Below are 23,500 nucleotides of genomic sequence, written 5' to 3' on the forward strand. Positions count from 1 at the left end.
GTATGAAAGGTTGCCCTGTGTCTGATTTCCCCGTCGTGGTCACCGGAGAAGGTGTGAGCCGACAGGTTCTTTCCGATCATCCGGATCTTATGGTTGTTGCCTTCAGGTTTGGCGCGACAGGTGCCATCGGCGCATTGCATGATCACCCGCATGTTCAGTCGACTTATGTGGAGAGCGGTCGGTTCCGTTTTACCCTTGGCAACGATGAACGAGAGGTGGGCCCGGGGGACAGCTTTGTCGTTTCTTCGGGGGTGACGCATGGATGCACTTGCCTTGAACCCGGGACACTGGTGGATTGTTTCACGCCGCGCCGGGACGATTTTCTTTGACGTAGAAGCAGAAACCCGGGCCGCAGTCCCAGGTCAGGCCAGGTAAAGTTTTATCCGTTCAGAAATCAGGCGGATATCTCAATTTTAACCGGAACGTCACTGCCATGTGACCGGACACCATGATGTGACCGGCGCCCGCTCAACGATGAACTACTGTCCGGCCCTGAACTGTTCGGTGGCTGATCAGCGATTTGTCCGCAGAGGGTGAGTTCGCCGATCAACAGATCTGGCAGGTGCAGCGAATGTCTTGGTAGGGCCGGATGCTGACAGTCGGAAGTCGTAGCTATCAGGCCGGGTCACTAGGAAAGCCGGCTTTTCAACAGGTCACCAGTCTTGAGCAGAATAGGATGACCTACCATCGAGAACGCTGTGTTTATCTGTTTCAGCGCGCGCAGTGTTTCCTGATGGATGTTGCTCGTTTCAATACTTTCCGCAAGTCCCTCACGAAGACGCCCGATGTGACTGAGTTGCAGTTTCTGCTCGACCTTGCGCACTTTTTCTTTGGCTGCCACCAGCTCACGCGCTTCTGCAGGGTTTTGGTTCATCATTACATTCAACGCCAGTTGAACATTGCTCTGAACACGATCAGTGAAATCCCGGATCTCATCGCGGCCCTGAGGTGAGAACTGCAGTTTCTGCATGTCCAGACGTTTGGCAAGCTCCAGCATGATCCGGGCGACCGCGTCGGACGCGGAATCAAGACTGGAAGAAATCGACGCAAGCTCCATCGAGCGGCGACTCAGATCCTCATTCATGCCTTTCTGCCCGAGGCGCGCAAGATAGAGTTTGATCTCCAGATGCGTCTGCTTAATGGCCTTGTCCTGCTCCACAATCATGCTGGCCGTGGCGCTGTTCCACTGGTCATAAAGGGGCTCGACGGCGATCAGCATCTGTTCAATCTTCTGGCCCACGCCCAGCAGTTCACGCGCTGCACAGTCAATGGCACGTTGCGGTCGGTCCAGCAGGGTCGGATCCAGCGCGCTGGCAACACTTAGCGCTCCGTTCGGTGTGGATTTTTCGACCATAAACCACGACAGGCCCGCTGTTATTGATCCGACGAAAGGAAGCGCCGCGAGCGCCAGCAAAAGGTTGAAGACGAGATGCAGATTGATGGCCTGCCGGGCGGGCGCCGCGCCAAGCTGGTTCAGCAGGCCCGGAACCGCTGCGATCACAAGGACCGCCAGCGCGGCACCACCACCACGCAGGATCAGGTTGGCCATGACCATCTGTCGCGACGCAAGCGGTGCTGAATATGTCAGAACAAATGCGATAAAGCCGCCACCCAGGTTGGCTCCAAGGATCATTGCGGCGGCGGCAGGGACGGGAAGGATGGATTGTCCGGCCAGTGTAACAAACAGCAATACTGCTGCGACGCTCGAATGGACGCCCCAGGCAAAAACAGCGCCAATGACAAAGGCAGTCAGCAGATCGCGACCCAGATAGGCCATGACGGCCTGGGTTCCGGGGTTGGATATCATCGGTTCGGTCGCACCCCGGATCATGTCCAGCGAAACGAAGATCAGAGCGAGGCCGATTAAGATCCGGCCAATCTGCCGGATGTTGCTGCCTTCGCCGCGCAGAAACACCGTGACGCCTGTAACAAGCAGTATCGGGATAAGAAGCGGCTGCCGCACCATCAAAAGCTGCGTCACGACGGCGGAACCGACATCTGCACCAAGCAGTATCGCCAGACCGGTCGCCGTCGCAAGCCCGCCCCTGGAGACAAAGTTGGACACCAGAACCGCGACGGCTGTGGCGCTTTGCAGCAGGACAGCCGCGCCCATGCCTGTGGCTGCCGCAACCAGCCGGTTCCCGGCAGAATGGCGCAGCCAGATGCGCAGCGGCGCAGCAAATCCGCGTTCGACCCCCGTACGCACGAGGCGTACAGCCCAGATCAGCAGGGCCGCTGCGCCTGCGATATGTACCAGTATCTGGATTGCATGCGGTTCATTCACCGGTCTGTTTTTCCATATCTTTGTTGGTCAGAAGGAATAGGGACCCGATCCGGCCACCGGCCCGATGCGGACCGTTTGAAACCCGGCGTCCCAGCGATGCAGAAGGCATCCATCTTCCTCAGTCATAAACCCGACAGGCCCGTCAGGACGGCGATCATAGGCAAATGTGCTGCAGGGCGACGGCGCTGAGATGCAGACATGGCCTGCAAAATCGCTGACGATCATACTGTGGATATGGCCGCAGACACTGCGCAGTGTACCTGGATACGCCGCGGCGATATCTCGCAGGTCATCCCTGTTGGTGAGCCGGATGTCATCCATAAAGCCGATGCCGCAGGAAAACGGCGGATGATGCAGTGCCAGAAGCACCGGCGCGTTACCAGCCGCCGATAATGCGGTCTCAAAGAACGAAAGGCTCTCGTCTGAGAGCTTACCCTGTCCCTGTCCTTCGACAAGTGTATCAAGCCCGATCAGGTGGATGTCACCAATCCGGTGTGTCCAGTTCAGTGGGCCGGCATCCGGTAAGACGCCGGCAAAGGCTGCGCGCATGGGCTCGCGTGCATCGTGATTTCCGGCAATAACATAAGTTGGCAGGCCCAGAGGGGCGATGAGCGTCCTGAACCTTTCATAACTTTCAGCGCTGCCGTCATCGCTGAGGTCGCCACTGATCAGCAGCGCATCAACCGGCCCGATCTGGTCGCGGATGCTGTTGATGCGACTCACCAGCCGCTCAAGGGCGTCTGCTGTATCAAGCCGCCCCGACACCCGCGCGCCCGGGGGCACGATATGGGTGTCGGATATCTGCAGGATAGCGGTCATTTAATTCCTGCACGCAGAAAGGCCTGAACAAACTGGCGCTGGAAGATCAGGAAAGCGATCAGCAAGGGGGCCACGGACATCAGCGTCGCCGCAGAAATGATACTGATATCAACGCCGTTTTCAGGTGCTCCAAAGATCGACAGACCAACAGTCAGGGGCCGTGTATCAGGTGAATTGGTCACGATCAGCGGCCACAGGAAATTATTCCAGTGTGTTGAAACAGAGACCAGTGCGTAGGCAAGGTACGTAGGCTTTGCCAGCGGTACGTAGACCCGCCAGAGAATGCCCAGCAGGCCGCAGCCTTCGATCCGGGCAGCCTCATGCAATTCTATGGGCACACCTTTGAACGCCTGCCGCATCAGAAAAATGCCGAACGCACTGGCCATATAAGGCATACCGACGCCGAGAATGGTGTCGAAAAGACCAAGCCGCGAGATCATGGCGTAGTTCTCCACGATCAGCACTTCGGGCAGGATGAAGAGCTGCATCAGAACAAGAATGAACACGTAGTCCTTGCCGGGAAAGTCAAGCTGCGCAAAGGCGAAGCCCGCCAGCGTGGTCAGCACGAACTGGCCGATCAGGATCACAGTCACAAGCATGAATGTATTGAGGAAATACTTCAGCCAGGGCGCGCCTGCCCAGGCCACCCGGAAATTGTCCAGCGTCCAGGGCGAAAACAAATTCAGATTGACGGCATCTGACGTGGAATGTGTGGCGGCCCAGAAGGCGAACAGCAGAGGTGCGATCCAGATGATCGCCAGCAGGATCGCACCAAAGCTGTCCATGAATGTGGTCAGGCTCTTCATTGGTAGTGCGTCCTTTTATCAAGGTAGAAGAACTGGATCGCAGCCACGATCCCGAGTACCGCAATCACCATAATCGTCATGGCCGCCGCGCTCGGCGCATCAAAGAAGGCAAAAGCCATCTCCCAGATGTAATAAAGGATCAGTTTGGACGCGTCGGACGGGCCACCTTTGGTCAGAATAAACAGATGGTCGATCAGCTTAACGGAGTTGATCATCGCGTTCACTGCGATGAAGAGCGTGGTTGGCATCAGCAGCGGCAGGACGATGCGCCGGGTGTAGGTCCAGCGGCTGGTGCCCTCAATATCAGCTGCTTCCTTCAGGTCCTCGGGGATGGTCTGCAATGCGGCGAGGTAGAAGATCATAAAGAACCCTGCCTCTTTCCAGATCGTCACAATGATAATCGCCCAAAGCGCGGTTTCCGGCTGGCCCAGCCAGTTGACGGAAGGCAGGCCAAACAGGCTGCCGATCTGGTCGAGCACACCAAGGCCAGGCGTATAAAAGAACAGCCACAGGTTCGCAGCCGCGATCATGGGCAGAACGGTTGGCGTGAAATAGGCAGTGCGCACAAAGCCGCGCGCGCGGATCTTGCCATTTGCCCAAAGCGCCATCGAAAGTGCGATGAAAATCGACACCGGGATTGTAACACCTGCATAGAGCAGGTTGTTCTTGACCACGATCCAGAATGTCGGGTCAGCAAAGAGCTCGGCGTAGTTTTCAGTGCCGACAAATTCGGTGGGGTTGCGACGGGTGCCGCGGGAAAAAAGGCTCGACCACAGCGTCGCGACTGATGGGTAGAAGGCGAAAAGCGTCAAAAGCACTGCGGCGGGGGACAGCAAAAGCCAGCCATAGATGGCCTGCCGGCGGCGTTCGAGGTTGGCATGGGCTGACATGACGCATCTCCGCTTGTTGGGAAAGTCGGGCCAGCGCGAGCGGTGCGCCGGCCCTTCCGGGAGGTTACTGGTAGTCGCTGAGCAGGCGCACGGCGGCGGCCTGTGCCTCGGCCAGGGCCTCGGCCGGCTCTTTTGAGCCGGTCAGTGCGGACTGGATTGCGTTGTTCAGGCCATCACGGACCCGCGCGGTCTCGAAGGTTGAGAATTCAGCCACAGCGTTTTCCAGCTGGTTGCGTGCCACAAGCGCAGGCGGAAACTCAGCCGTATAGGTCTGAAGCGCATCGGTCTCATAGGCGGCCGGTGACACGCCCATATAACCTGTGCCGATCGACCATGCGGCGGCCTGTTCCGGCGATGTCATGAACTGCATCAGTTTAAGCGCTGCGGCACGTTCCTCGTCGGTTGTATCCTTGAAGAGATAAAAGTTACCGCCGCCGGTGGGCGAGCCCTTGCGCACGTTCGCCGGCAATTCGGCTACACCAAATTCAAAGCCGGCACCGTTTTTAACTGCTGTCAGGTTGCCGGTTGAGTGCCACATCATTGCGGTCTGACCTTCGAGGAACGCCTGACGCAACGTGCCCCATTCAACGGTGCCTGTCGGCATGATGCCGTGCTCGGTTGAGAGTGATTTCCAGAACTCCAGCGTCTCAACCACGGTCGGATCGTCAAAGTAAGTGGTCAGGCCATCGCCGGACATCACCTCTTTGCCGTTCTGGATGGCGAGCGCCTGGAACATCCAGTAGGGATAGCCAGTGGACGGGATCATCAGGCCATAGGTGTCCCCTTCGGTCAGGGCCTTGCCCATCTCGATCATCTCGTCCCAAGTCGCTGGCGGTGCTTCGGGGTCAAGGCCGGCTGCGCGGAACATGTCTTTGTTATAGTATGCCACGATTGTGGAGCGCTGGAACGGAATGCCCCATGTCTGGCCTTCGATTTTGCCATTCGCCATAAGGGCGGGGTAAAAGCTGTTCAGCCATTCCTTGTCGGCGTCAGACGTTGCGACGTCTTCGAAGGGGACGATCAGGTCCTGTTCAATCAGGTCATAGGCGTCGATGGAGAACATTACAGCCAGTTGCGCAGGTTCCCCCGAGGCAAGCGCCGACAGAGCACGCACACGCGTGTCATCGTAGTTGCCCGAATAGATCGCGTTCACGCTGATGTCAGGGTTTGCGGCTTCAAAGTCGGCAACGATGCCGTCGACCACTTCAGTCAATGCGCCCCCGACAGCAATCGGGTAGTACATTGTCAGCTCGGTTTCGGCACTTGCCGATGCGCTCAGACCAACGGTGATCGCCGTTGCCAGACCCAGTCCTGTTGTCGAAAATAGTTTCATATCTCTCTCCCTTGGATGTCGATTGTTGTTGTGTGAGCCGGTGGTTTTTACCCGGCCAGTCGTTCGCCTGCAGCGTCAAAGACGTGCAGATGTTCGTCGTGAAAGGTAATGTCGATCTCCTTGCCTTCTGCCATCATCGAAAGGCCCGGTCTGAGCACGCACAGACCCGCCGCACCCGCGTGATCCAAACCAATCAGTGTCTCGGCCCCCAGAAACTCGCTTTCATTCACGGTGCAGCGCATCCGCCCCTCACCCCGTGGCACAATCGAGATGTTCTCGGCTCTGATCCCGATTGTCCTGTCCTCGCCAAACCCGTCCAGAACGGAGGACCGGAGCAACGCCATCGGCGGCGCACCGACAAATTCAGCAACAAAGGTGTTTCTCGGCCTGCTGTACAGATCCTCGGGTGAGCCGACCTGCTGAATGTGTCCGTCCTTCATCAGCACAACAGTGTCGGCCATGCTCATGGCCTCGGTCTGGTCGTGGGTCACATAGACGACCGTGATGCCCAGATCGCGTTGCAGTTTCTTGATGTCCTTGCGCACAGCGTTGCGCAGCTTTGCGTCAAGGTTGGACAGCGGTTCATCCATCAGACACAGGCGCTGCCCCGCCACGATCGCGCGGGCCAGGGCAACACGCTGGCGCTGCCCCCCCGACAATTCGCCGGGCTTTCGATCTTCCAGACCGAGCAGTCCGGTGATTTCCAGGGCGCGGTGGAGCTTCTCCAGCCGCTCTTTCTTTGGCACGCGCCGGACCTTCAGACCGAACATGACATTTTCGGCAACCGACAGGTGCGGGAAGAGGGCATAGGACTGAAACACCATCGACAGGTTCCGGTCAGAGGCAGCACTTGTCGTTACGTCCCTGCCATCAATCTCGATCCTTCCCTCGTCGGGCAGTTCCAGACCTGCCAGAAGACGCAGCGTCGTTGATTTCCCACACCCCGACGGACCCAGAAGGGCCGTAAAACTGCCTTCGGGAATATCCAGTGTGATGCCTTCAACGCCTAACTGGCCGTTCCAGCGTTTAGCTACGTCTTTGAGCGCCACAAACGGGGATGAGTTCGTCATTTTGCTTCTCCTTCGGCCACAAGCAGCCGGTCATTGACCGCATCAAGCAACGGGGCGAATTCCGGACCCGGCCGCTGATCCATAATAATTGTGTCGATGTCAGTGATGCTGTCGCCGAGGGCAGGCGCCGGACGCCCGAACTTGGACCGGTCCACAACGAGGAGTGACTTTTTTGAACTTGCCCGTATTTTCTGCCGTGCCCGGACTTCTGTTGCGTGAAAATCCAACAGGCCGCCATCAAGCGCAATCCCCGCCACGCCAAAGACGCCAAATTCTGCTCTGTACTGCCCAAAGAACTCCAGAACCTCATTGCCGAGAATGTCACGGTCCGGAAGCCGTAATTCCCCGGCAGGCAGGATGATCCTGTTTGACAACTCATCGCTCAGAGCCATTGCCGCATTCAGATTGTTTGTAATGACGGTCAGGCCTTTTCTTTTGCGCAGAGCCTGAGCAACGCTCAAGGGCGTCGAGCCGATGGAAATGAATACTGAGGATCCATCCGGGATCAGGTCTGCCGTAGCCCGGCCGATTGCAATTTTGCCGTCCGGATTGGTGTCGGCACGCTGATCAAAGGGGGTGTTCAGAAACTCACGGCTTAATTCAATCCGACCGTGAACGCGGTGCAGCATGTCACCTTCGCAAAGAGTGTCCACATCACGGCGGATCGTCTGCATCGAAACCTTAAACCGTTCTGCGAGAGAGCCGACGGTCACGGCGCCCCGCTCCAGCACCAAAGCCGAGATCGCTTCACGCCGTCTTTGTTTTTTTGAAGACATCTCCCCCCACCCCGGTTGTGTGCCTGCCATCACAGTAGGCAGGAGAAAACAACAAAACAACATTTTTATTCTTACGTTGAACTGAATAAAATTTAGTTTTGGGCTTATAGTGCTGAAAGCGTGGCAAAATCCTGGTATCTAATTCCGATAAATGTAGTTTTGTTGCTTTTCTTTTGCTTCAGTTGGTTTTCCTGAAGCTGATCCGACCGAAGGAGCCATTAAATGAAGAAGGGAAGCATGCCGGCTACGCAGGCGACTTTTAACGGCTACAGGCAGGTTTCTTCGGTGACCCGAAGCAGGCATCCGCGAAATCTATCTGGGTACCGGGTCATTGCCGCCCATTCACCGGCTCAGAAAGCTGTCGGCCTTCATCGTTTCCGCAACGGGCGCGCCGATCCGGTTCAGGATTGTGGGCGCCAGCTGCAGCTGGTCAATCACCGTGTTCTTCGAGGGGCCATCCGCCGGACCGAAATAATACAGAGCCGCCTCCTGTTGCAGAGGGTCACGTCCCCCGTGGTGACCACGCGCGTCCTGACCATGATCTGCGGTCACAATGACCTCGTAGCCCGCGTCCACCCAGCGGGGAATGAAGGGCGCCAGCATTTCGTCCATCTGCGCACAGGCGTGATCCATTTCCTGACAGTCGTGGAAAAAACGGTGGCCCATGCTGTCGAGTGTGCAGGTGTGCAGCATCCCGTAATCCAGACCAAACCGTTCTGTGAGGCTGGTGAGCGTTGCGAAGAGATCCAGATCTGAGGGGGTCATCTGATTGATCAGGCCATAGCCGGTCATCGTGTGGAAGCGGCCGTGATTTATAGTGTCGCTCTCGGGTTCGTCGTATTCAATATCACGTACCGGCTTGAAGGGATGCCGGTTGAAAAATTCCGACCAGAATGAATGCGCCACGGCGCCGGTGACGCCACCGGCAGCGCGCACCTGAGAAAACACATCCCTTTCTTTCAGGCGAAACACATTGCCATTGCCGGTACATCCATGCACCGACGGGGCCACGCCGGTATGTATCGACGCATAGCATGATGCTGATATGGACGGCAGAACTGACCGGAGTTTCCAGACCCGGGCATCTCCTGAATCAACCCATCCTTCAAGGTTTCCGAACAGGCGTCGCCAGTTGCGGTAGGGGACACCGTCGAGAATGATCAGCAAAAGCTTATTCTTCATTGGTTTCTCCCACAGGCGCCCGACATTATGACCGTGCGGAGGTTGTGAGTACAATGGTCAAACGAGAGGCCCGTCGCGCGCTTTGCGTGGATATCGGGAAATGCACTGTTCGAACACGGAGCATGGTTACATTCTGGTCTTGGACCACACCGTACAGAATGTTGCGGGGTTTTAGCGCTTTGGGCTTACTGTGCAACAAAGTCCGCTCCTCGCGTTTTCAGAAATTTTACCTTGAGAATACCCTGCATCGAGGCCTGCGCTTTTCGCTTTAACGCTGATATTGACCGGGGCCGAGGTCACAGATCGGTGTTAACGCTCTGCATCTCCCAGAAGCATGGTTCTCAGATCATGCTTAACTGCCGGCAATTCATTCAGATTAAGCGCGGAGTGCAGATCGACGAGATGGCTTTGCATCAGTTCTTCTGACAGTGCGCCGTCATTCTCGCTGATTGCCCTGATCAGTGCATGATGTGCCTGGCTTTCACACAAGGCACTTTCCCGCCGCCAGTACAGCGCGATGATCAGCGAGGAACGCGCGATCAGAACGCTTACCATATCCGCGATGGTCTGCTGCTTCGCAATCCGCGCTATTTCGATGTGAAACTGCCCGGACAGATACAGGGCGCGCCCACGATCACCGGCCTCTGTTGCTGCGTGCTCCCGGGCGATGTGATCTTTCAGCAGGGCAACATCACCCGGCGTCGCATTTAAAGCGGCACTTCTGGCCGTTCGCGGCTCCAGCAGTTCGCGGGCCTCAAAGACCTCCTGGGCTTCTGTAAGACTGGGTTGTGCAACAAAGGCACCGCGGTTGCGCTTGATTTCCACGATTTGCTGATGTGCCAGCGACTGGAGTGCCGCGCGTACGATTGTGCGTGATACGCCGTAGATATCGGACAGATCGTCTTCGCCCAGCTTGGTGCCCGGAACCAGACGGTGTTCGTGAATGGCTTGTGACAAAGCACCTGAAATTGTGTCGGCAGATGGGTTGCTCGGAACGGACCCAGGGGTAATCAGCGACATGACGATCTCCTCCCGGTCGAAATGACAGAGAGAGATTCGAGAAACAACCCAATTCAGATACCTCACAATTTATCGACAAAATTGTATACAATATTGTGCGCAATAATTAATCTTGTCCCTTTTTAAGCGCTTAAGAAACAGGCCCTGGCTGCAAAACACTCGGCGACAGCTCGTAAAGTGATTGCGCCACCCCGGCCCGAAAGCACTGCTGGTGCAATCTTTGAGGTTGGGGGACTGTGTGAGCACTCAGGATCTGGAAATGGTTGCGGTGACCAAGCGCTACGGCGCAACGGTGGCCGTTGACGCGATCAGCTATCGCTTCAGGTCTGACAGCTACACGTGTCTGCTGGGGCCGTCAGGCTGCGGGAAATCTTCGACACTGCGGATGATCGCCGGCCATGAAAGCATAAGCGACGGATCTGTTGTGCTGGCGGGCCGTGATATTTCAACTCTGCCGCCGGCGCAGCGCGGCACCGCGATGATGTTTCAGAATTACGCGTTGTTTCCCCATCTGAGTGTTCTGGATAACGTGGCCTTCAGCCTGAAGATGAAGGGGACGGGCACATCTGAACGACATGCGCGCGCGCGCGAGATGCTGGAGCTGGTCGACCTGACGGACCTCGCGGACCGGATGCCTGACCAGCTTTCGGGCGGGCAGCAACAACGCGTGGCACTTGCGCGCGCGCTGATCACCCGCCCGCAGGTTCTGCTGCTGGATGAGCCGCTGTCTGCCCTTGATCCGTTCCTGCGCATTCGCATGCGGGGCGAATTGCGCAAGCTGCAAAAGGAACTGGGGATCAGTTTCATCCATGTCACGCATGGTCAGGACGAAGCGCTGGCTCTGGCCGACGATATTATCGTGATGAACAATGCCGTGATTGAGCAGGCCGGGCCCGCACGTGATGTTTTCAATGCACCGGCAACCCGGTTTGTGGCGCAGTTCATGGGCGGCCACAACGTCGTGGCTCTGCCAGATGGCCATTTCGCGATCCGTACGGATGCGGTTTCGGTTACCGAACCCACGCAGGGCGCGGTCGAGGGAAATGTGACAGCCGTGGAATATCAGGGCACCCATGTGTCCCTGTCCGCCCGGATCACAGGCGACCAGGAGGTCATGGCCCTCATCCCGGACACCACCTTTTTTGCCAACCCGCACCACCCCGGTGACCGGATCGGTCTGCACTGGGACGCCAATGATCAACACAAACTGACCGCATGAGAGCGGCGCTTAATTTTCCAACCAAGACCCGTCTGACAAGGAGACTGAACATTGACTAAATTTACTCAAAGAAATGGCTTAAGCCGACGCACTCTGCTGAAAGGTGCCGCATCGACGGCTGTGGCCGCGGGTGCAACCACGCTGGGCGCCCCGATGGTCTGGGCGCAGAATATCAGGGACGTGACACTGCGCCAGTTTGGAACCGGTGTGTCCAATCTCAATGATGTGGCCAATAAGGTGCAGGAAGACCTTGGCTTTACGCTTGAAATGACCGCGCTTGATACTGACAGCGTGACCCAGCGCGCAGCGACCCAGCCCAACAGCTTCGACATCGCAGACATCGAATACTTTATCTGCAAAAAGGTCTGGGCGGCGGGCAACCTGCAGGCGATGGACACGACGAAAATCAACAACTACGACAAGATCGCCGGCACGTTTCGCAGCGGGAAACTCACACCGACAAGCGAGATTGCGCAGGGCACGGCCCCTCATACCGTTGGCTTTACATCCGGGCCGAACGGTACCGATTTCGTGGACGGGGAATCCGGTTGGATGACGCTGATCCCGACGATTTACAACGCCGACACGCTGGGTATTCGACCGGATCTGATCGGGCGTCCGATCACCAACTGGTCCGAGCTTCTGAACCCTGAATTCAAAGGCAAGGCCTCTATTCTTGATATTTCGTCGATCGGGATCATGGACATGGCGATGGTGGTCGAATCCATGGGCGAATACACTTACCCCGACAAAGGCAACATGACCAAAGAAGAGATCGATCTGACGATTGGTATCTTTACCGAAGCCAAGAAGAACGGCCAGTTCCGCGCATTCTGGAAATCTTTTGATGAAAGCGTCAACCTGATGGCATCGGGAGAGGTTGTCATCCAGTCCATGTGGTCACCTGCCATCACCGCCGTTAAATCCCAGGGCATTCCGTGCGTCTACCAGCCACTGGAAGAAGGCTATCGCTCATGGGGCGGCGGTCTGGGCATCTCGGCGGCGCTGTCTGGCATCGAACTGGAGGCCGCCTACGAATACATCAACTGGTACCTCTCCGGTTGGGTTGGCGGCTACCTCATGCGTCAGGGCTATTACTCTGCCGTTCCGGAGACGTCCAAAGAGTTCATGTCCGCAGATGAATGGGGCTTCTGGTACGAAGGCAAAGCCGCTGAGGGCGATATCCTGTCTCCGACAGGTGACAAACTGGCCGGGGCAGGCGAGATCCGCGATGGCGGGTCGTTCCTTGATCGGATGGGGTCTGTGGTCTGCTGGAACTCAGTCATGGACGAAAATCAGTACATGGTCCGCAAGTGGAACGAGTTCATAGCCGCTTAAAGCCAGTCAAGGGTGCGCTGCAAGACGGCGCACCCACACCGGATCTGAGAATTTCTCGATGAAAAAGCTTCGCGATAATCCCGCATTCTCCAGTCTGCTGATGGTGTCGCCATTGGCTGCCATTTTGCTGATTTTTCTGGTGCTTCCGATCATTCTGATCGTAATTGTCAGCTTCTGGCGGGCTACGGAATTTTCGATCATTCCTGCGTTTGAATTCGATAACTACGCATTCCTGTTCGGATCATCGGTGACCTACACCGTCTTTTTCAACACGTTCAAATACGCGCTCATCACCTGGGTCTGCACACTGCTGACCGGGTTCACAGTCGCCTATTATCTTGCGTTCCACATCCGCAGCCTGACCTGGCAGATTGCCCTGTTCCTGCTCTGCACGATCCCGTTCTGGACAAGCAACATCATCCGCATGATCTCCTGGATTCCCTTTCTGGGACGCAACGGGATCGCCAATTCAACGCTTATGTCATGGGGTGCCATCGACGAACCGATTGAATGGCTGCTGTTTTCAGATTTTGCGGTGATCCTCGCCTTTGTGCATCTCTACACGCTGTTCATGGTTGTGCCGATCTTCAACACGATGATGCGCATCGACAAATCGCTTATCGAAGCCGCCCGTGATGCAGGTGCGAACGGCGCGCAGATCCTCTGGAATGTCATCATTCCCCTGACCAAACCGGGGATCATGATCGGGACGATCTTTGTGGTCACGCTGGTTATGGGTGATTTCATTACGGTGCGGTTCATGTCCGGGTCGCAATCGGCCAATGTGGGGCGCCTGATCTCGAACGACATTGCCCTGCTGCAATATCCCAGCGCCTCGGCCACCGCGATCGTTCTGCTGCTGACCGTGCTGATCACGATCGGCATCCTGCTGCGGTTCGTCGACATCAGAAAGGAGCTGTAGAATGGAACCGCGCCCACGTTCCTTTTACATCCTCAGCGCCTTTTTCATGCTGTTCATACTCTTCCTTTACGGGCCGACCATCACCATCGGCATCCTGTCGTTTCAGGGCGAGGGAGGCGGGCTGACCTTTCCGATGCGCGGCGTGTCGCTCTACTGGTTTTACGACCTGTTCGAGCAACAGGCCGTGGGTGACATATGGGGCAGTTTCCGGCGCAGCTTTGTGCTGGGCCTCATGGTCATGGTCGTCACGGTCGTGGTGTCGGTGATGGGTGGGCTGGCCTTTCGCCGGAACTTTCCCGGATCAGACATCCTCTTTTATCTGATCATCACATCACTGGTGATCCCCTCGATCCTGATCTCGCTTGGTGTCGGTCTGCTGTTTTCCCGATCAGGCCTCGACGTGCACTGGTCCACCTCGGGCTTCGGATCGCAACTGACCTGGACGCTGCCTTTCGGCTTGCTGATCATGTTCGCTGTCTTCAACCGCTTCGACAAAAGCTTTGAAGAAGCTGCACGCGATCTCGGCGCGACCCCCTGGCAGACCCTGCGCCACGTGGTGCTGCCGATTATCGCACCATCTCTCATTGGGGTCGCGCTGTTCGGCTTCACGCTCAGCTACGATGAATTTGCCCGCACGCTTCTGACATCGGGCAGCTACAACACGTTACCGCTCGAAATCTACGGCATGACAACAAACGTCACCTCACCGGTTCTGTATGCTCTGGGGACGCTGACGACTGTCTTCTCACTCGTCATTATCGGCGTATTTCTGTGTGTCGCATTGATCGCCGGCCGCCGCCGTGCACGACAAGGGTCTGATGCCGGAAAGGGCGGGATATGATTGTCATTATCAATCCCAACTCGACGGTATCGATGACGGACGCAATGGTGGAAACAGCGCTGAGAACAATGCCCGATGCAAATGTCGTCGGCTGGACCTCCACGAAAGGTCCGCCTGCCATTCAGGGTGAGCAGGACGGTAAAGCTGCTATTCCTTCTCTTCTGGATCTGGTGAAAGAGGCTGACGAAGCGGAGGCCAGAGCGATTATCATTGGCTGCTTTGATGACACCGGCCTGCACGCGGCACGTGAGATGGCATCCTGTCCGGTTATCGGCATTGGCCAGGCGGCCTATCATCTTGCGTCGCTCTTCGGGCAGCGGTTTTCTGTTGTCACGACGCTGGACGTTTCGGTGCCGGTTCTCACCGCGAATATCAGCAGCTACGGTCTGGAAAAGAACCTTGGGCGCGTCAGGGCAAGCGGTGTGCCGGTGCTCGCACTCGAAAATGATCGTGAAAATGCGACGCGCCGGGTAAAGGAAGAAATAAGAACGGCATTGCGCGAAGATAACATCGACAGTGTTGTTCTGGGATGCGCCGGTATGGTGCACATTGTCAAAGACGGTGATGACGTGCCTGTAAAGATTATCGATGGCGTTCATGCTGCGGTGAAATTTGCGGCGATGTTCTGATCCCGCATTACTCAACGCGCGACTTTCCTGTGACTTCGACATCTGAATCGGGAGGATTAGTTGTGATCCTGCAGTTTGAAAAAGCAGGGTTCTGAACGGTCGTGACAGAGAGCGACGGATTGAACTTAAGCCACCACCAGAATGTTGCGGTCAGAGGCGATCATTGTCCAGGCCCGGGGCTGCATTTCGGATCTGGCCTGATATGACGCAGCGTGCGGGGCCAGGCGCATCAAAGTGATCGCGACAGGCACGCACCAGGTCCTTAACGATCCGACGCGGTCTTGATTTTTCATAGCCAATGGCCAGCGTCAGTGGTGGCAGATTATCTGAAATCGGACGCTCGGTCACGGGCGCGCCGCTGTATGTCCCGGACGTCAGCGGGAGCATGTTCAGAATTGAAATGCCGCGCCCTGAAGCCACAAGGCTGCGCACCATTTCGGTAGAGTTCGCATAGGCCGCGACAGGCTCTTTCCGCGCGCCGGACTTAAAAAGACCCTCGTAATATGATGCAGCGACGGGGCGGTTAAGAACGATCAGGGGATGCTGCGCGATCTGCTTCATGGAAACCGCATCGTGCTTTGCGAGCGGATGCGATTTCGGAAGCAGACAATAGGGCGGGGCCGTGATGAGCGTGTCGTATGCGATGGCGGGTCGGACATCCTCCGAGACGAAGAGAATGGCATCAAAGGTGCCGTTGAGCAGACCGTCCTGCGCTTCATCGTTGTTACATTCCTCAAGTTCGAGCGTGACGTCTGTGCGCTTTGCCAGAAAGGCGTCAAAAACCTGTGGCAGGAACGCAGGCGCGACAGGGGCATAGTAGCCGACCCGCAGTGTCCCGCTGAGCGATTTTTTCAGGCCGGTGCCTTCGAGCAGCAAGGAACGGTAGTCTTCCAGAAGCCGTTCGCATTTGCGCATTACATCGCGTCCGGCAGCGTTGGCCTGAATACCCCGTGCCCGCTGGCGCACCACGAGCGTCAGGTCGAATTCTGCTTCGACCTGATCAATTGCGGCCGAGACCGCGGAGGCCGCGATGTTTAGCTCGGTCGCCGCCCTGGCGATGTTGCCATGACGCAAAGCGGTCGTGAAATATTCCATTGCCTTGAGGGTGAGTGCCATCTTTAACTCTGATTTTCCGATGATATTGATCTTATAATACTGTTTTTCCGATGCAAATTGCCATGTCAAAGTATCAGGACTTTCTGTGAAGGAGATAACTGATGCCTGACGTGCCGCTCAAAGGCTGGAACCATGCGCCGAACGTGCCCCTGCAGGTGTCGCCATTCTTCAGCTGGCCGCCGCGTCCTCTGGCGATGGCAGCGTGGCTGTGGACCTCATGGTTTTTCATCACCGAGCGTTTGATCATTGTCGCGATTGCCTGCATCTCGTTTTACTTTTTCCAGCCCCCGCCCGAAGAAACGCGCACCCTGGCCTTTGGATGGGTTGCCGGGATCTACATCCGCAATGTCGTGTTGATGACCCTCGTTGCAGGGGCGCTGCACCTCTATTTCTACACATTCACAAAGCAGGGGCAGAAGCTGAAATACGATCCGCGCCCGCTGATGAAGAACGGGCGGCAGTTCACCCTCGGCGGACAGGTACGGGACAACATGTTCTGGACGATCGCCAGTGGCGTGACAGTCTGGACAGCCTATGAAGTGCTGATGTTCTGGGCCATGGCAAATGGCTATGCTCCGATGCTGACATGGGCCGGAAACCCTCTGTGGTTCATTGCCCTGTTCCTGTTGATCCCGATCTGGGAAAGTTTCTATTTTTACTGGATCCACCGATTTCTGCACATTCCGTTTTTCTATAAACACGTCCACGCTCTGCATCACCGCAATATCAATGTCGGACCGTGGTCAGGCATGGCGATGCACCCGGTCGAGCACCTGATATTTCTCGGCTCGGTGCTGGTTCACTTTGTGGTCGCGGCGCACCCGATCCACATTCTGTTCCATCTGCAATACTATGCCCTGACGGCGGCAACGACGCACACCGGGTTCGAAGGGATGGTAATCAAGGACAAAAACCGCCTGAAGCTGGGTACGTTTCACCACCAGATGCACCACCGCTATTTCGAGTGTAATTACGGATCCCTCGAACTGCCCTGGGACAAATGGTTTGGCTCGTTCCACGACGGGACCGTTGAATCCGACGGGAAAATCCGCGAAAGGCGCAGGAAATTCACGAACGGAACCAGGTAGATCGGTGGCATGACCGTCAGGGCCTGCCGTACGTCAGAGGCGAGAGCATCATCGTCATGTTTGTCGCTCCGGAGCCTCGCTTGCGCACAAGGCAGCCCTAGTCCCCCTTCAATCTGCTCTGTGCGGTAACCTGTGATGGCTGTCCTGATCCGGTTGTTGATGTGCGGAGGGTCGACCTGATGTGGCGTTGCCTGACTGGCGCCCAGATCGCCGGATTTAAGTCTTTCAGAGGTACTGGACCTGGAAAATTTAATTCAGACATTAAAACGCACTGATTAAACAGCCGGAAAAGATGATGGTATGGATGATCCCCGGCCCGTTACCTCCCCGTTTCCAAAGATTTTAGCAGGCCTTCCGGGCAGTGCCTTTGCTCACAGTGGTGAACTCGGGCCTTTGCGCCGTTTCCTCGCGGCTGTGTCGGTAACATCGGACATTTTCAGGAAATGCTACGGGCTCGGATTATCCTGACGAAGGCACCGCAGATGCGGGATCTTCAGACTGCGAGAGTTCTTTCCCTGTGGCCGCAAGGGCCCGGCGAACGCATGTGTCCCGAAAGCCGGCCCGCACAGGCGCAAAGACTTTTTCATCCTCAGGTTGTCCTGATCAGATCAGTCACACCCATAGCCCGGACCGGCCTTGTAATATTCAGACGGCCGGGCACTCTGCCAGGCAAAACATTCTGGTGACCTGCGCAAAAACGCTGATACAGTAACTCAGGTAAAAATCTGATTTGTTTTGACAAATACAGGGATTGTTGCTCGTCGTGAGAAATCATTCACCAGAAGCAGACCGACCTGCCGTTTCTGTCATCGCGCCGGCCTACAACGAGGCAGAAAGCATCGGTCTCTTTTACGAGCAGGTTGTCGTCGCGCTTGACCCGGTGATCCCGGATTTTGAGCTCATCCTGGTCGATGACGGCAGCACTGATTCAACGTTCTCGATCATCGAGCAGCTTGCACAGAAAGACAGCCGCGTCACAGGAGTGAAATTCCGGCGGAATTTCGGACAGACGCGTGCCATGGCAACCGGGATCGACCTTGCCCGGGCGCCCATCCTCGTGACGCTCGATTCAGACCTGCAGAACGATCCGGGCGATATCCCTTTGCTTGTCGGGGAAATCAGCAAAGGTCATGACATTGCCGCCGGATACCGGATCAGACGCCAGGACAGGTTCCTGACGCGCAAACTGCCGTCGGTCGTTGCAAACTGGCTGATTGGCCGTGTCACCGGTTTACCGATCCGCGACAATGGGTGTTCGCTCAAAGCCTACCGCGCGGAGGCGATCAAACAGGTGCCGCTATATTCTGAGATGCACCGCTTTATTCCGTCGATGTCGATCCCGGGCGGGGTCAGTGTGGTCGAGGTCGGTGTGCGCCATCACGCCCGGCAGTTCGGAACTTCGAAATACGGTCTGGCACGGATTTACCGGGTTTTCTTCGACCTGCTGGTTGTGCGCCTGATCATCAGCTTTGCGGCGCGTCCCCTGACCTGTTTCGGGGGTGCGGGTGCAACCGCTGTCCTGATACTCATCGTCACCATCACGGCGTCGATGCTGGGACCGGAGGGATCCGGCCAGGTGTTTCTGACGGTTTCAATGCTCATCGGTTCGGCAGCTGTCTTTCTTTTTATGGCCGGCGTCACCATTGCGCTTGCACAGGAAGGCATAAACGCCGGTAAACGGCTGGATGATGAGGTGGTTTGCGGGCAGGACGAACGCATTCACCCGGTAGCAGAGCAGTGATCGCATCGTGTCGTCCATAGTGCAGGCAAAGCCGGATATTTCGGGTCGGGCGGACGCAGATGCCGGGAAGCTGTCAGGGCTTGAAAGCGTTTCTGTCATCGTCCCGTCATTCGACAGGGAAAACGATCCGCTCGAGTATCTCAATGCCTGTCGCGAGGCGATGAAGGGCATCGTCGATCCGGTTGAATTTATAATTGTGGGAGGTGCTGAAACGCGCGAGGCGGTTCAGGCGGCTCAGGACGCAGGCTTTGACTGGTCTGATCTCTTTGCTTTTGAAGCAAGCTCCGCCGGTGGCGAAGACTGGAGCCTGAAACTTGCGGTTTCACGGTCGAGAGGCGACCTGATCCTGACACTGCCCGGATGGCATGCGCCTTCCGCCGATACCATCCGCGCACTGTTTGACGGGCTGGCAGGGCATGATCTTGTAATCGGCGTCAGCGAAAACGCGCATCACCGGGGCCTGCGCCGGTGGGTTCTGAAACGCGCGATCAAAGTATTTTTCGGCCACGACTACAGCGACCTTTTCTGCCGCCTCCGACTTGGCAGGCGCGCGGTATTCCGCGAGGCTACAGATCTTGGAATCCGACAGCATTTCCTGCCACTTATCGCGGAATGGCGAGGCTTCAGGGTGGCCGAGCGACAGGTACCTGCTGAGGATTCCCGTCTGCCGCAAAGGTCGGTCTGGCAGCCTGGCTTGAAGCGCCACTTCGTTGCGACGGCGGACTTTCTGATGCTGTTCATTCTGATGAGATTTCTCGACCGGCCGCTCCGCTTTTTCAGCGCGATCGGCGGCCCGCTTTTTCTGATCGGTTTCTTTGTGACCGGCTATCTCATCATCGAACGCCTGCTGGGCCTCACGTCGCTGGCCGACCGTCCGGCATTTGTTATCGGCGTGCTTTTCATTGTCCTCGGGGTGCAGATCATCGCGATCGGTCTGATCGGGGAAATCATCGTCTATACTTCGATGCGGCGGCGCAAGGTTGATGAAATCGAAAAGCTTGTGCGATCAGACGAATGAATACTGAAAAACCAGGATCACCCGCGATCAGGACAAAGCCCGCGCATGGCGCCCCATGTGATCCGGCCGAGGATTCAGGGCTGTGCCGTGCTCCCGCGTTCTTCACGGCCCGCCCGAAAGGCTGTTGATGTCCGGCAATGATCTGCACCGTGATGCCCAAGCGCCTGAAACGGGGTCCGCGCTGGCCCTGATCCCGGCGACTGTCGCTGTCTTTCTGCTCGCCGCTGCAACGCGCCTTTTACATCTGTCCGCCGAGCCTCATTTCGATGAACTTTATCATGTGCTCGCGGCGCGTGGGCTGATTGAGTACGGTGAACCTCGTATTCTGGGCGGCCTCTATGAACGGGCGCTCGGTTACACAGGAATGATCGCCATTGTTTTCACAGTCTTCGGCGAGAGCCTCGAAGCCGGGCGCCTGACGTCGGTCCTGTTCGGGTCCGCGCTGGTTGCCGGGATTTTTGTCTGGGTACGGCACCTTGCCGGCCGGACCGCCGGGTTGGTTTCCGCCGCAATGGCGATCTTATGGCCGACCGGAATCGAAGTGTCGCAGATGATCAGGTTTTATGCGCCGTTCGGGCTTGTTGCCTTTCTCGGCTTTGTCGCTGTTTACACGGCTGTGTATGAGGCCCGTGCGATCCGGACGAAGATCCTGCTGGCATCCCTTGCCGTCATCCTCTTTGTACTCGCCCTCAGGCTTCAGGAGATCATGATCATCGGACTTGTTGGTCTGGGGGTCTGGGTCTTCCTTTTCTTAGCACTGCCAGCGATCCTGGCGCACCGGTACCAGAACGTGATCCTGCTGGCATTGCTGGGCGGTTTTGGTGCGGCAGCGGCGCTGATGTGGCAGGCGGGCCTTCCGGATTACTATCTGACAAAGTTCCGCTGGGCGCCCGAGTGGGTCGCTCATCGCCGGAACGAGGAACTGTACTACTCCCGTTTGCTGTACTACGAGTTTCCGCTGCTGTGGCCGTGGATGCCGTTTGCCGCGATGATTGCTATCGCACGCTTCCCGCGGCCGGGGGTGTTCTGCGTGGTGATATTCGGCATCAGCCTGTTGCTGCATTCGCTCGCAGGGATGAAATCCGGACGCTATATTTACTATGTCATGCCGTTGATGTTTGCGGTCTTTGGCATGGCAGCAGCCGTCATCGTTCCTGCAGTTCACCGGATGCTGAAACGCGCTGTTCGTTCAGGATCTGACGTAGTGCAACGTCGGTTATCAGGTTCTGCGATCACATGGGGGCCTATCGCTGTGGCGGGCGTCTTTGCCCTCGCGTTTCTTCCGGCACCGGGGATGTTGACGGGTGGGGACAAAGACCAGAAACCGTGGCAGGCCGCGGCCGAGACGGTCCGGCCCTGGATCGACCAGGCAGATGTGGTTGCAAGCAATCAGGAGCTCTATGCGCTCTATTTTCTGGGGCGCGCAGATCTGACCGTCAGTTCTTCACGACTGTCCGAGCTTTCCGACAGATCGGAGTTCTCGACCGATTTCCGCACGGGTCTTCCCGTGATAAGTGACCCTGCCTCGATCAGGGCCGTTCTGTCGTGCACACCGACTGGTCTGTTCATCATCAGCGGAGGCCAACGGGCAGAATTAAAGTCCTCTTTCACCGCAGTCGCCGACGCCCTGGCGCCGGATACGACGCTCCGATCCTTTGATATCCGCGCCCGACCTCAGGTGGATGCATTCTACTGGGAGACGATGACCACAGACGCGGAGCGCTGCGCTGACATAACAGGCCTGTTTAACAAAGACCGCGGGTAACAGCACCGAACCGCGCTGCCGGCGCCGGTTCCGGGTATGGCGTTAAATTAGATTGTTCCAATACGCCCCGTATCGGGTCACAGTATCGCGATTGTGGGAAGTGAACCAGGAAACGATACGCTGCAAATGCCCGTCCATGTCGCAGTTGCCTGCGACACTGCTTATGCTATGCCACTTGCGGTCCTGATCGCTTCGATCTGCGCAACCGCCGGCAAAGCGCCGATCGTCATCCACATCATTCATCCGGGCATCGATGTGCGTCTGAGAAAGCGGGTCGAACGGTCACTGACTGCGGGTGATGTATCGATCAGCTGGCTGCCGATCGCGCCTGAACGGCTGGAGCAGTTTTCCGCGACAATAGCAGGTTTCGACCATATATCGATCGCCGCCTATTACCGGCTGTTACTGCCTGAACTTCTGCCTTCTGCCATGGGGAGGGTTCTGTATCTGGATTGTGACCTCGTTGTGATGGAGGATCTGGCAGATCTCTGGGCCTGTTCTCTGAAGGGGGCATTATTCGCGGCGGTGCCAGAGCTGTCCGTGCGCGCATCCCGGGCGGCATCTCCTGAAGGCATTTATCGGCCAGCCTGCGTCGGGATGTCGCCTGACCAGAAACTATTCAATTCCGGTGTCATGCTGATCGATCTTGCGCGCTGGCGGGCTGAGGTTGTGGCTCACCGTTGCTTTTCATACATCAAAGCTGCTCAGTCGGTTTCGCGCTGGCACGATCAGGAAGCGCTTAACGTTGTCGCCCGGGGCGACTGGACTGCACTTGACGCCCGCTGGAATGTTACGATGCATGCCTTCAGCAAGGCTGCGGATATGACAAACACCGGGAGACATACCGCAAATCCGGCGATCATCCATTATAACACATCGCGAAAACCGTGGATGGCAGGTTTTCGGGGTGGCTTTCTCAGACAGTTTGAGGACTATCTCGAGCAGACTGACTGGCGAGGAACAAAGCCGTCTCCCTTATCCGTGCATCGCCGGATTTTTGCGCGTGCCCGCCGAATGCTCAGCAAAGCCCGGAGGAAATGCAGGAGCCATGCGGCCGGCATGGCAGCTTCGCGTCGCCGGTGGCTCAGCCGCATCAGGCGATATCCTGTTTCATGGCGTCAGAGCGAAAACGACATTCGGCTCTTTATCCGGAGCACTGAGGCTGAACTCGACTTCGATCTGGCGGCACAGGCGGGATCATCCGGTATTGCACAGTTATTCCACGTTGCCGGAACCGGCACGGGCGGTCAGGACAATTTGAGGCATCTGCTCGAAATCTACGGCCGGGGAGGGTGGTGCATTGTTCTGCCGGCCTGTGCGGATCTGAGTAAGACAGACTGGTTGCGGTTTCGCGAGATGCTGCGGGAGAAGGGCTGCAACGCCTGCCTGATGCGATGGGGGCAGGGCTCAGCGGAACTGCGCAGATCGCAGGGCTATGCCTGGGACGCTTTCTTTCACAGGGTCGTTGCCGGACCGGTGCTGTTTGATCCGGCCACTCCCCCTGAGACTGCGGTTGCGGCATCGCGCGTCGCATTTTTCCGGCTATCTGAAGATGCCGCAATCGGAGAAGACTGCACGATTATCGCAGATGCGGAAACCGCTGAAGACCTGATCAGGCTCTGAGGAAGACCGTCGATTCCGGA

The 23,500-nt window shown here is 57.0% G+C and carries 21 protein-coding genes; 11 read left to right on the forward strand and 10 right to left on the reverse strand.

Features of this window, described 5'->3' with window-relative positions:
• Positions 1 to 2 precede the first annotated feature (2 nt).
• On the forward strand, positions 3 to 329 hold the full coding sequence (locus G3256_RS03305) for a cupin domain-containing protein (RefSeq protein ID WP_206040785.1): 327 nt from the start codon (positions 3 to 5) through the stop codon (positions 327 to 329).
• Positions 330 to 628: 299 nt separating this feature from the next.
• Here G3256_RS03305 and G3256_RS03310 read toward each other — a convergent pair whose 3' ends face one another.
• From G3256_RS03310 to G3256_RS03350, 9 genes are all read right to left on the reverse strand, one after another.
• The gene (locus G3256_RS03310; RefSeq protein WP_169639478.1) at positions 629 to 2,284 is read right to left on the reverse strand and encodes a Na/Pi cotransporter family protein; all 1,656 of its coding nucleotides are present in this window, start codon (positions 2,282 to 2,284) and stop codon (positions 629 to 631) included.
• 27 nt (positions 2,285 to 2,311) lie between these two features.
• Positions 2,312 to 3,103 carry a phosphodiesterase gene (locus G3256_RS03315; protein ID WP_169639479.1) on the reverse strand — a complete coding sequence of 264 codons (792 nt, stop codon included), beginning with the start codon at positions 3,101 to 3,103 and terminating at the stop codon, positions 2,312 to 2,314.
• On the reverse strand, positions 3,100 to 3,909 hold the full coding sequence (locus G3256_RS03320; RefSeq protein WP_169639480.1) for a carbohydrate ABC transporter permease: 810 nt from the start codon (positions 3,907 to 3,909) through the stop codon (positions 3,100 to 3,102). Before G3256_RS03320 ends, G3256_RS03315 begins: the two co-directional genes overlap by 4 nt.
• On the reverse strand, positions 3,906 to 4,799 hold the full coding sequence (locus G3256_RS03325; protein ID WP_169639481.1) for a carbohydrate ABC transporter permease: 894 nt from the start codon (positions 4,797 to 4,799) through the stop codon (positions 3,906 to 3,908). Before G3256_RS03325 ends, G3256_RS03320 begins: the two co-directional genes overlap by 4 nt.
• 64 nt (positions 4,800 to 4,863) lie before the next feature.
• Entirely contained in the window at positions 4,864 to 6,132 is a 1,269-nt protein-coding gene (locus G3256_RS03330) for an ABC transporter substrate-binding protein (RefSeq protein WP_169639482.1), read from the reverse strand.
• 47 nt (positions 6,133 to 6,179) lie between these two features.
• A complete protein-coding gene (locus G3256_RS03335) occupies positions 6,180 to 7,202 on the reverse strand; it encodes an ABC transporter ATP-binding protein (protein ID WP_169639483.1) in 1,023 nt (340 codons plus the stop codon).
• Complete coding sequence (locus G3256_RS03340) at positions 7,199 to 7,978, reverse strand: DeoR/GlpR family DNA-binding transcription regulator (RefSeq protein WP_169639484.1); 780 nt, start codon at positions 7,976 to 7,978, stop codon at positions 7,199 to 7,201. Before G3256_RS03340 ends, G3256_RS03335 begins: the two co-directional genes overlap by 4 nt.
• A 342-nt stretch (positions 7,979 to 8,320) precedes the next feature.
• Positions 8,321 to 9,160 carry an alkaline phosphatase family protein gene (locus G3256_RS03345; protein ID WP_169639485.1) on the reverse strand — a complete coding sequence of 280 codons (840 nt, stop codon included), beginning with the start codon at positions 9,158 to 9,160 and terminating at the stop codon, positions 8,321 to 8,323.
• Between the two features lie 309 nt (positions 9,161 to 9,469).
• Positions 9,470 to 10,180 (reverse strand): GntR family transcriptional regulator, encoded by a 711-nt coding sequence (locus G3256_RS03350; RefSeq protein WP_169639486.1) that lies wholly within the window; start codon positions 10,178 to 10,180, stop codon positions 9,470 to 9,472.
• A gap of 259 nt (positions 10,181 to 10,439) precedes the next feature.
• Between G3256_RS03350 and G3256_RS03355 the strand changes: the two genes are divergently transcribed.
• The 5 genes from G3256_RS03355 to G3256_RS03375 all read left to right on the forward strand — a co-directional run bounded on the left by G3256_RS03355 (position 10,440) and on the right by G3256_RS03375 (position 15,129).
• Positions 10,440 to 11,399, forward strand: a complete 960-nt coding sequence (locus G3256_RS03355) for an ABC transporter ATP-binding protein (RefSeq protein WP_169642303.1) — start codon at positions 10,440 to 10,442, stop codon at positions 11,397 to 11,399.
• Positions 11,400 to 11,450: 51 nt separating this feature from the next.
• Entirely contained in the window at positions 11,451 to 12,737 is a 1,287-nt protein-coding gene (locus G3256_RS03360) for an ABC transporter substrate-binding protein (RefSeq protein WP_169639487.1), read from the forward strand.
• A 100-nt stretch (positions 12,738 to 12,837) separates the two neighbouring features.
• A complete protein-coding gene (locus tag G3256_RS03365) occupies positions 12,838 to 13,659 on the forward strand; it encodes an ABC transporter permease (RefSeq protein WP_425501551.1) in 822 nt (273 codons plus the stop codon).
• 1 nt (position 13,660) lies between these two features.
• A complete protein-coding gene (locus G3256_RS03370) occupies positions 13,661 to 14,500 on the forward strand; it encodes an ABC transporter permease (RefSeq protein ID WP_169639489.1) in 840 nt (279 codons plus the stop codon).
• Positions 14,497 to 15,129 carry an aspartate/glutamate racemase family protein gene (locus G3256_RS03375; RefSeq protein ID WP_169639490.1) on the forward strand — a complete coding sequence of 211 codons (633 nt, stop codon included), beginning with the start codon at positions 14,497 to 14,499 and terminating at the stop codon, positions 15,127 to 15,129. The genes G3256_RS03370 and G3256_RS03375 overlap by 4 nt, the downstream gene beginning before the upstream one ends.
• 150 nt (positions 15,130 to 15,279) lie before the next feature.
• Here the strand turns inward: G3256_RS03375 and G3256_RS03380 are convergent, their stop codons facing one another.
• Positions 15,280 to 16,245, reverse strand: a complete 966-nt coding sequence (locus tag G3256_RS03380) for a LysR family transcriptional regulator (protein ID WP_169639491.1) — start codon at positions 16,243 to 16,245, stop codon at positions 15,280 to 15,282.
• Between the two features lie 101 nt (positions 16,246 to 16,346).
• Here G3256_RS03380 and G3256_RS03385 point away from each other — a divergent pair, with 101 nt between their 5' ends.
• From G3256_RS03385 to G3256_RS03405, 5 genes are all read left to right on the forward strand, one after another.
• Positions 16,347 to 17,333 carry a sterol desaturase family protein gene (locus G3256_RS03385; protein WP_169639492.1) on the forward strand — a complete coding sequence of 329 codons (987 nt, stop codon included), beginning with the start codon at positions 16,347 to 16,349 and terminating at the stop codon, positions 17,331 to 17,333.
• A gap of 763 nt (positions 17,334 to 18,096) precedes the next feature.
• Entirely contained in the window at positions 18,097 to 19,074 is a 978-nt protein-coding gene (locus G3256_RS03390) for a glycosyltransferase family 2 protein (RefSeq protein WP_169639493.1), read from the forward strand.
• Between the two features lie 7 nt (positions 19,075 to 19,081).
• On the forward strand, positions 19,082 to 20,092 hold the full coding sequence (locus tag G3256_RS03395; protein ID WP_169639494.1) for a hypothetical protein: 1,011 nt from the start codon (positions 19,082 to 19,084) through the stop codon (positions 20,090 to 20,092).
• Between the two features lie 127 nt (positions 20,093 to 20,219).
• Entirely contained in the window at positions 20,220 to 21,857 is a 1,638-nt protein-coding gene (locus G3256_RS03400) for an ArnT family glycosyltransferase (RefSeq protein WP_169639495.1), read from the forward strand.
• Between the two features lie 126 nt (positions 21,858 to 21,983).
• Complete coding sequence (locus G3256_RS03405) at positions 21,984 to 23,480, forward strand: glycosyltransferase family 8 protein (protein WP_169639496.1); 1,497 nt, start codon at positions 21,984 to 21,986, stop codon at positions 23,478 to 23,480.
• Positions 23,481 to 23,500 lie beyond the last annotated feature (20 nt).

The sequence above is a fragment of the Roseobacter ponti genome, assembly GCF_012932215.1.
In the GTDB taxonomy this organism is placed as follows: Bacteria; Pseudomonadota; Alphaproteobacteria; order Rhodobacterales; family Rhodobacteraceae; genus Roseobacter; species Roseobacter ponti.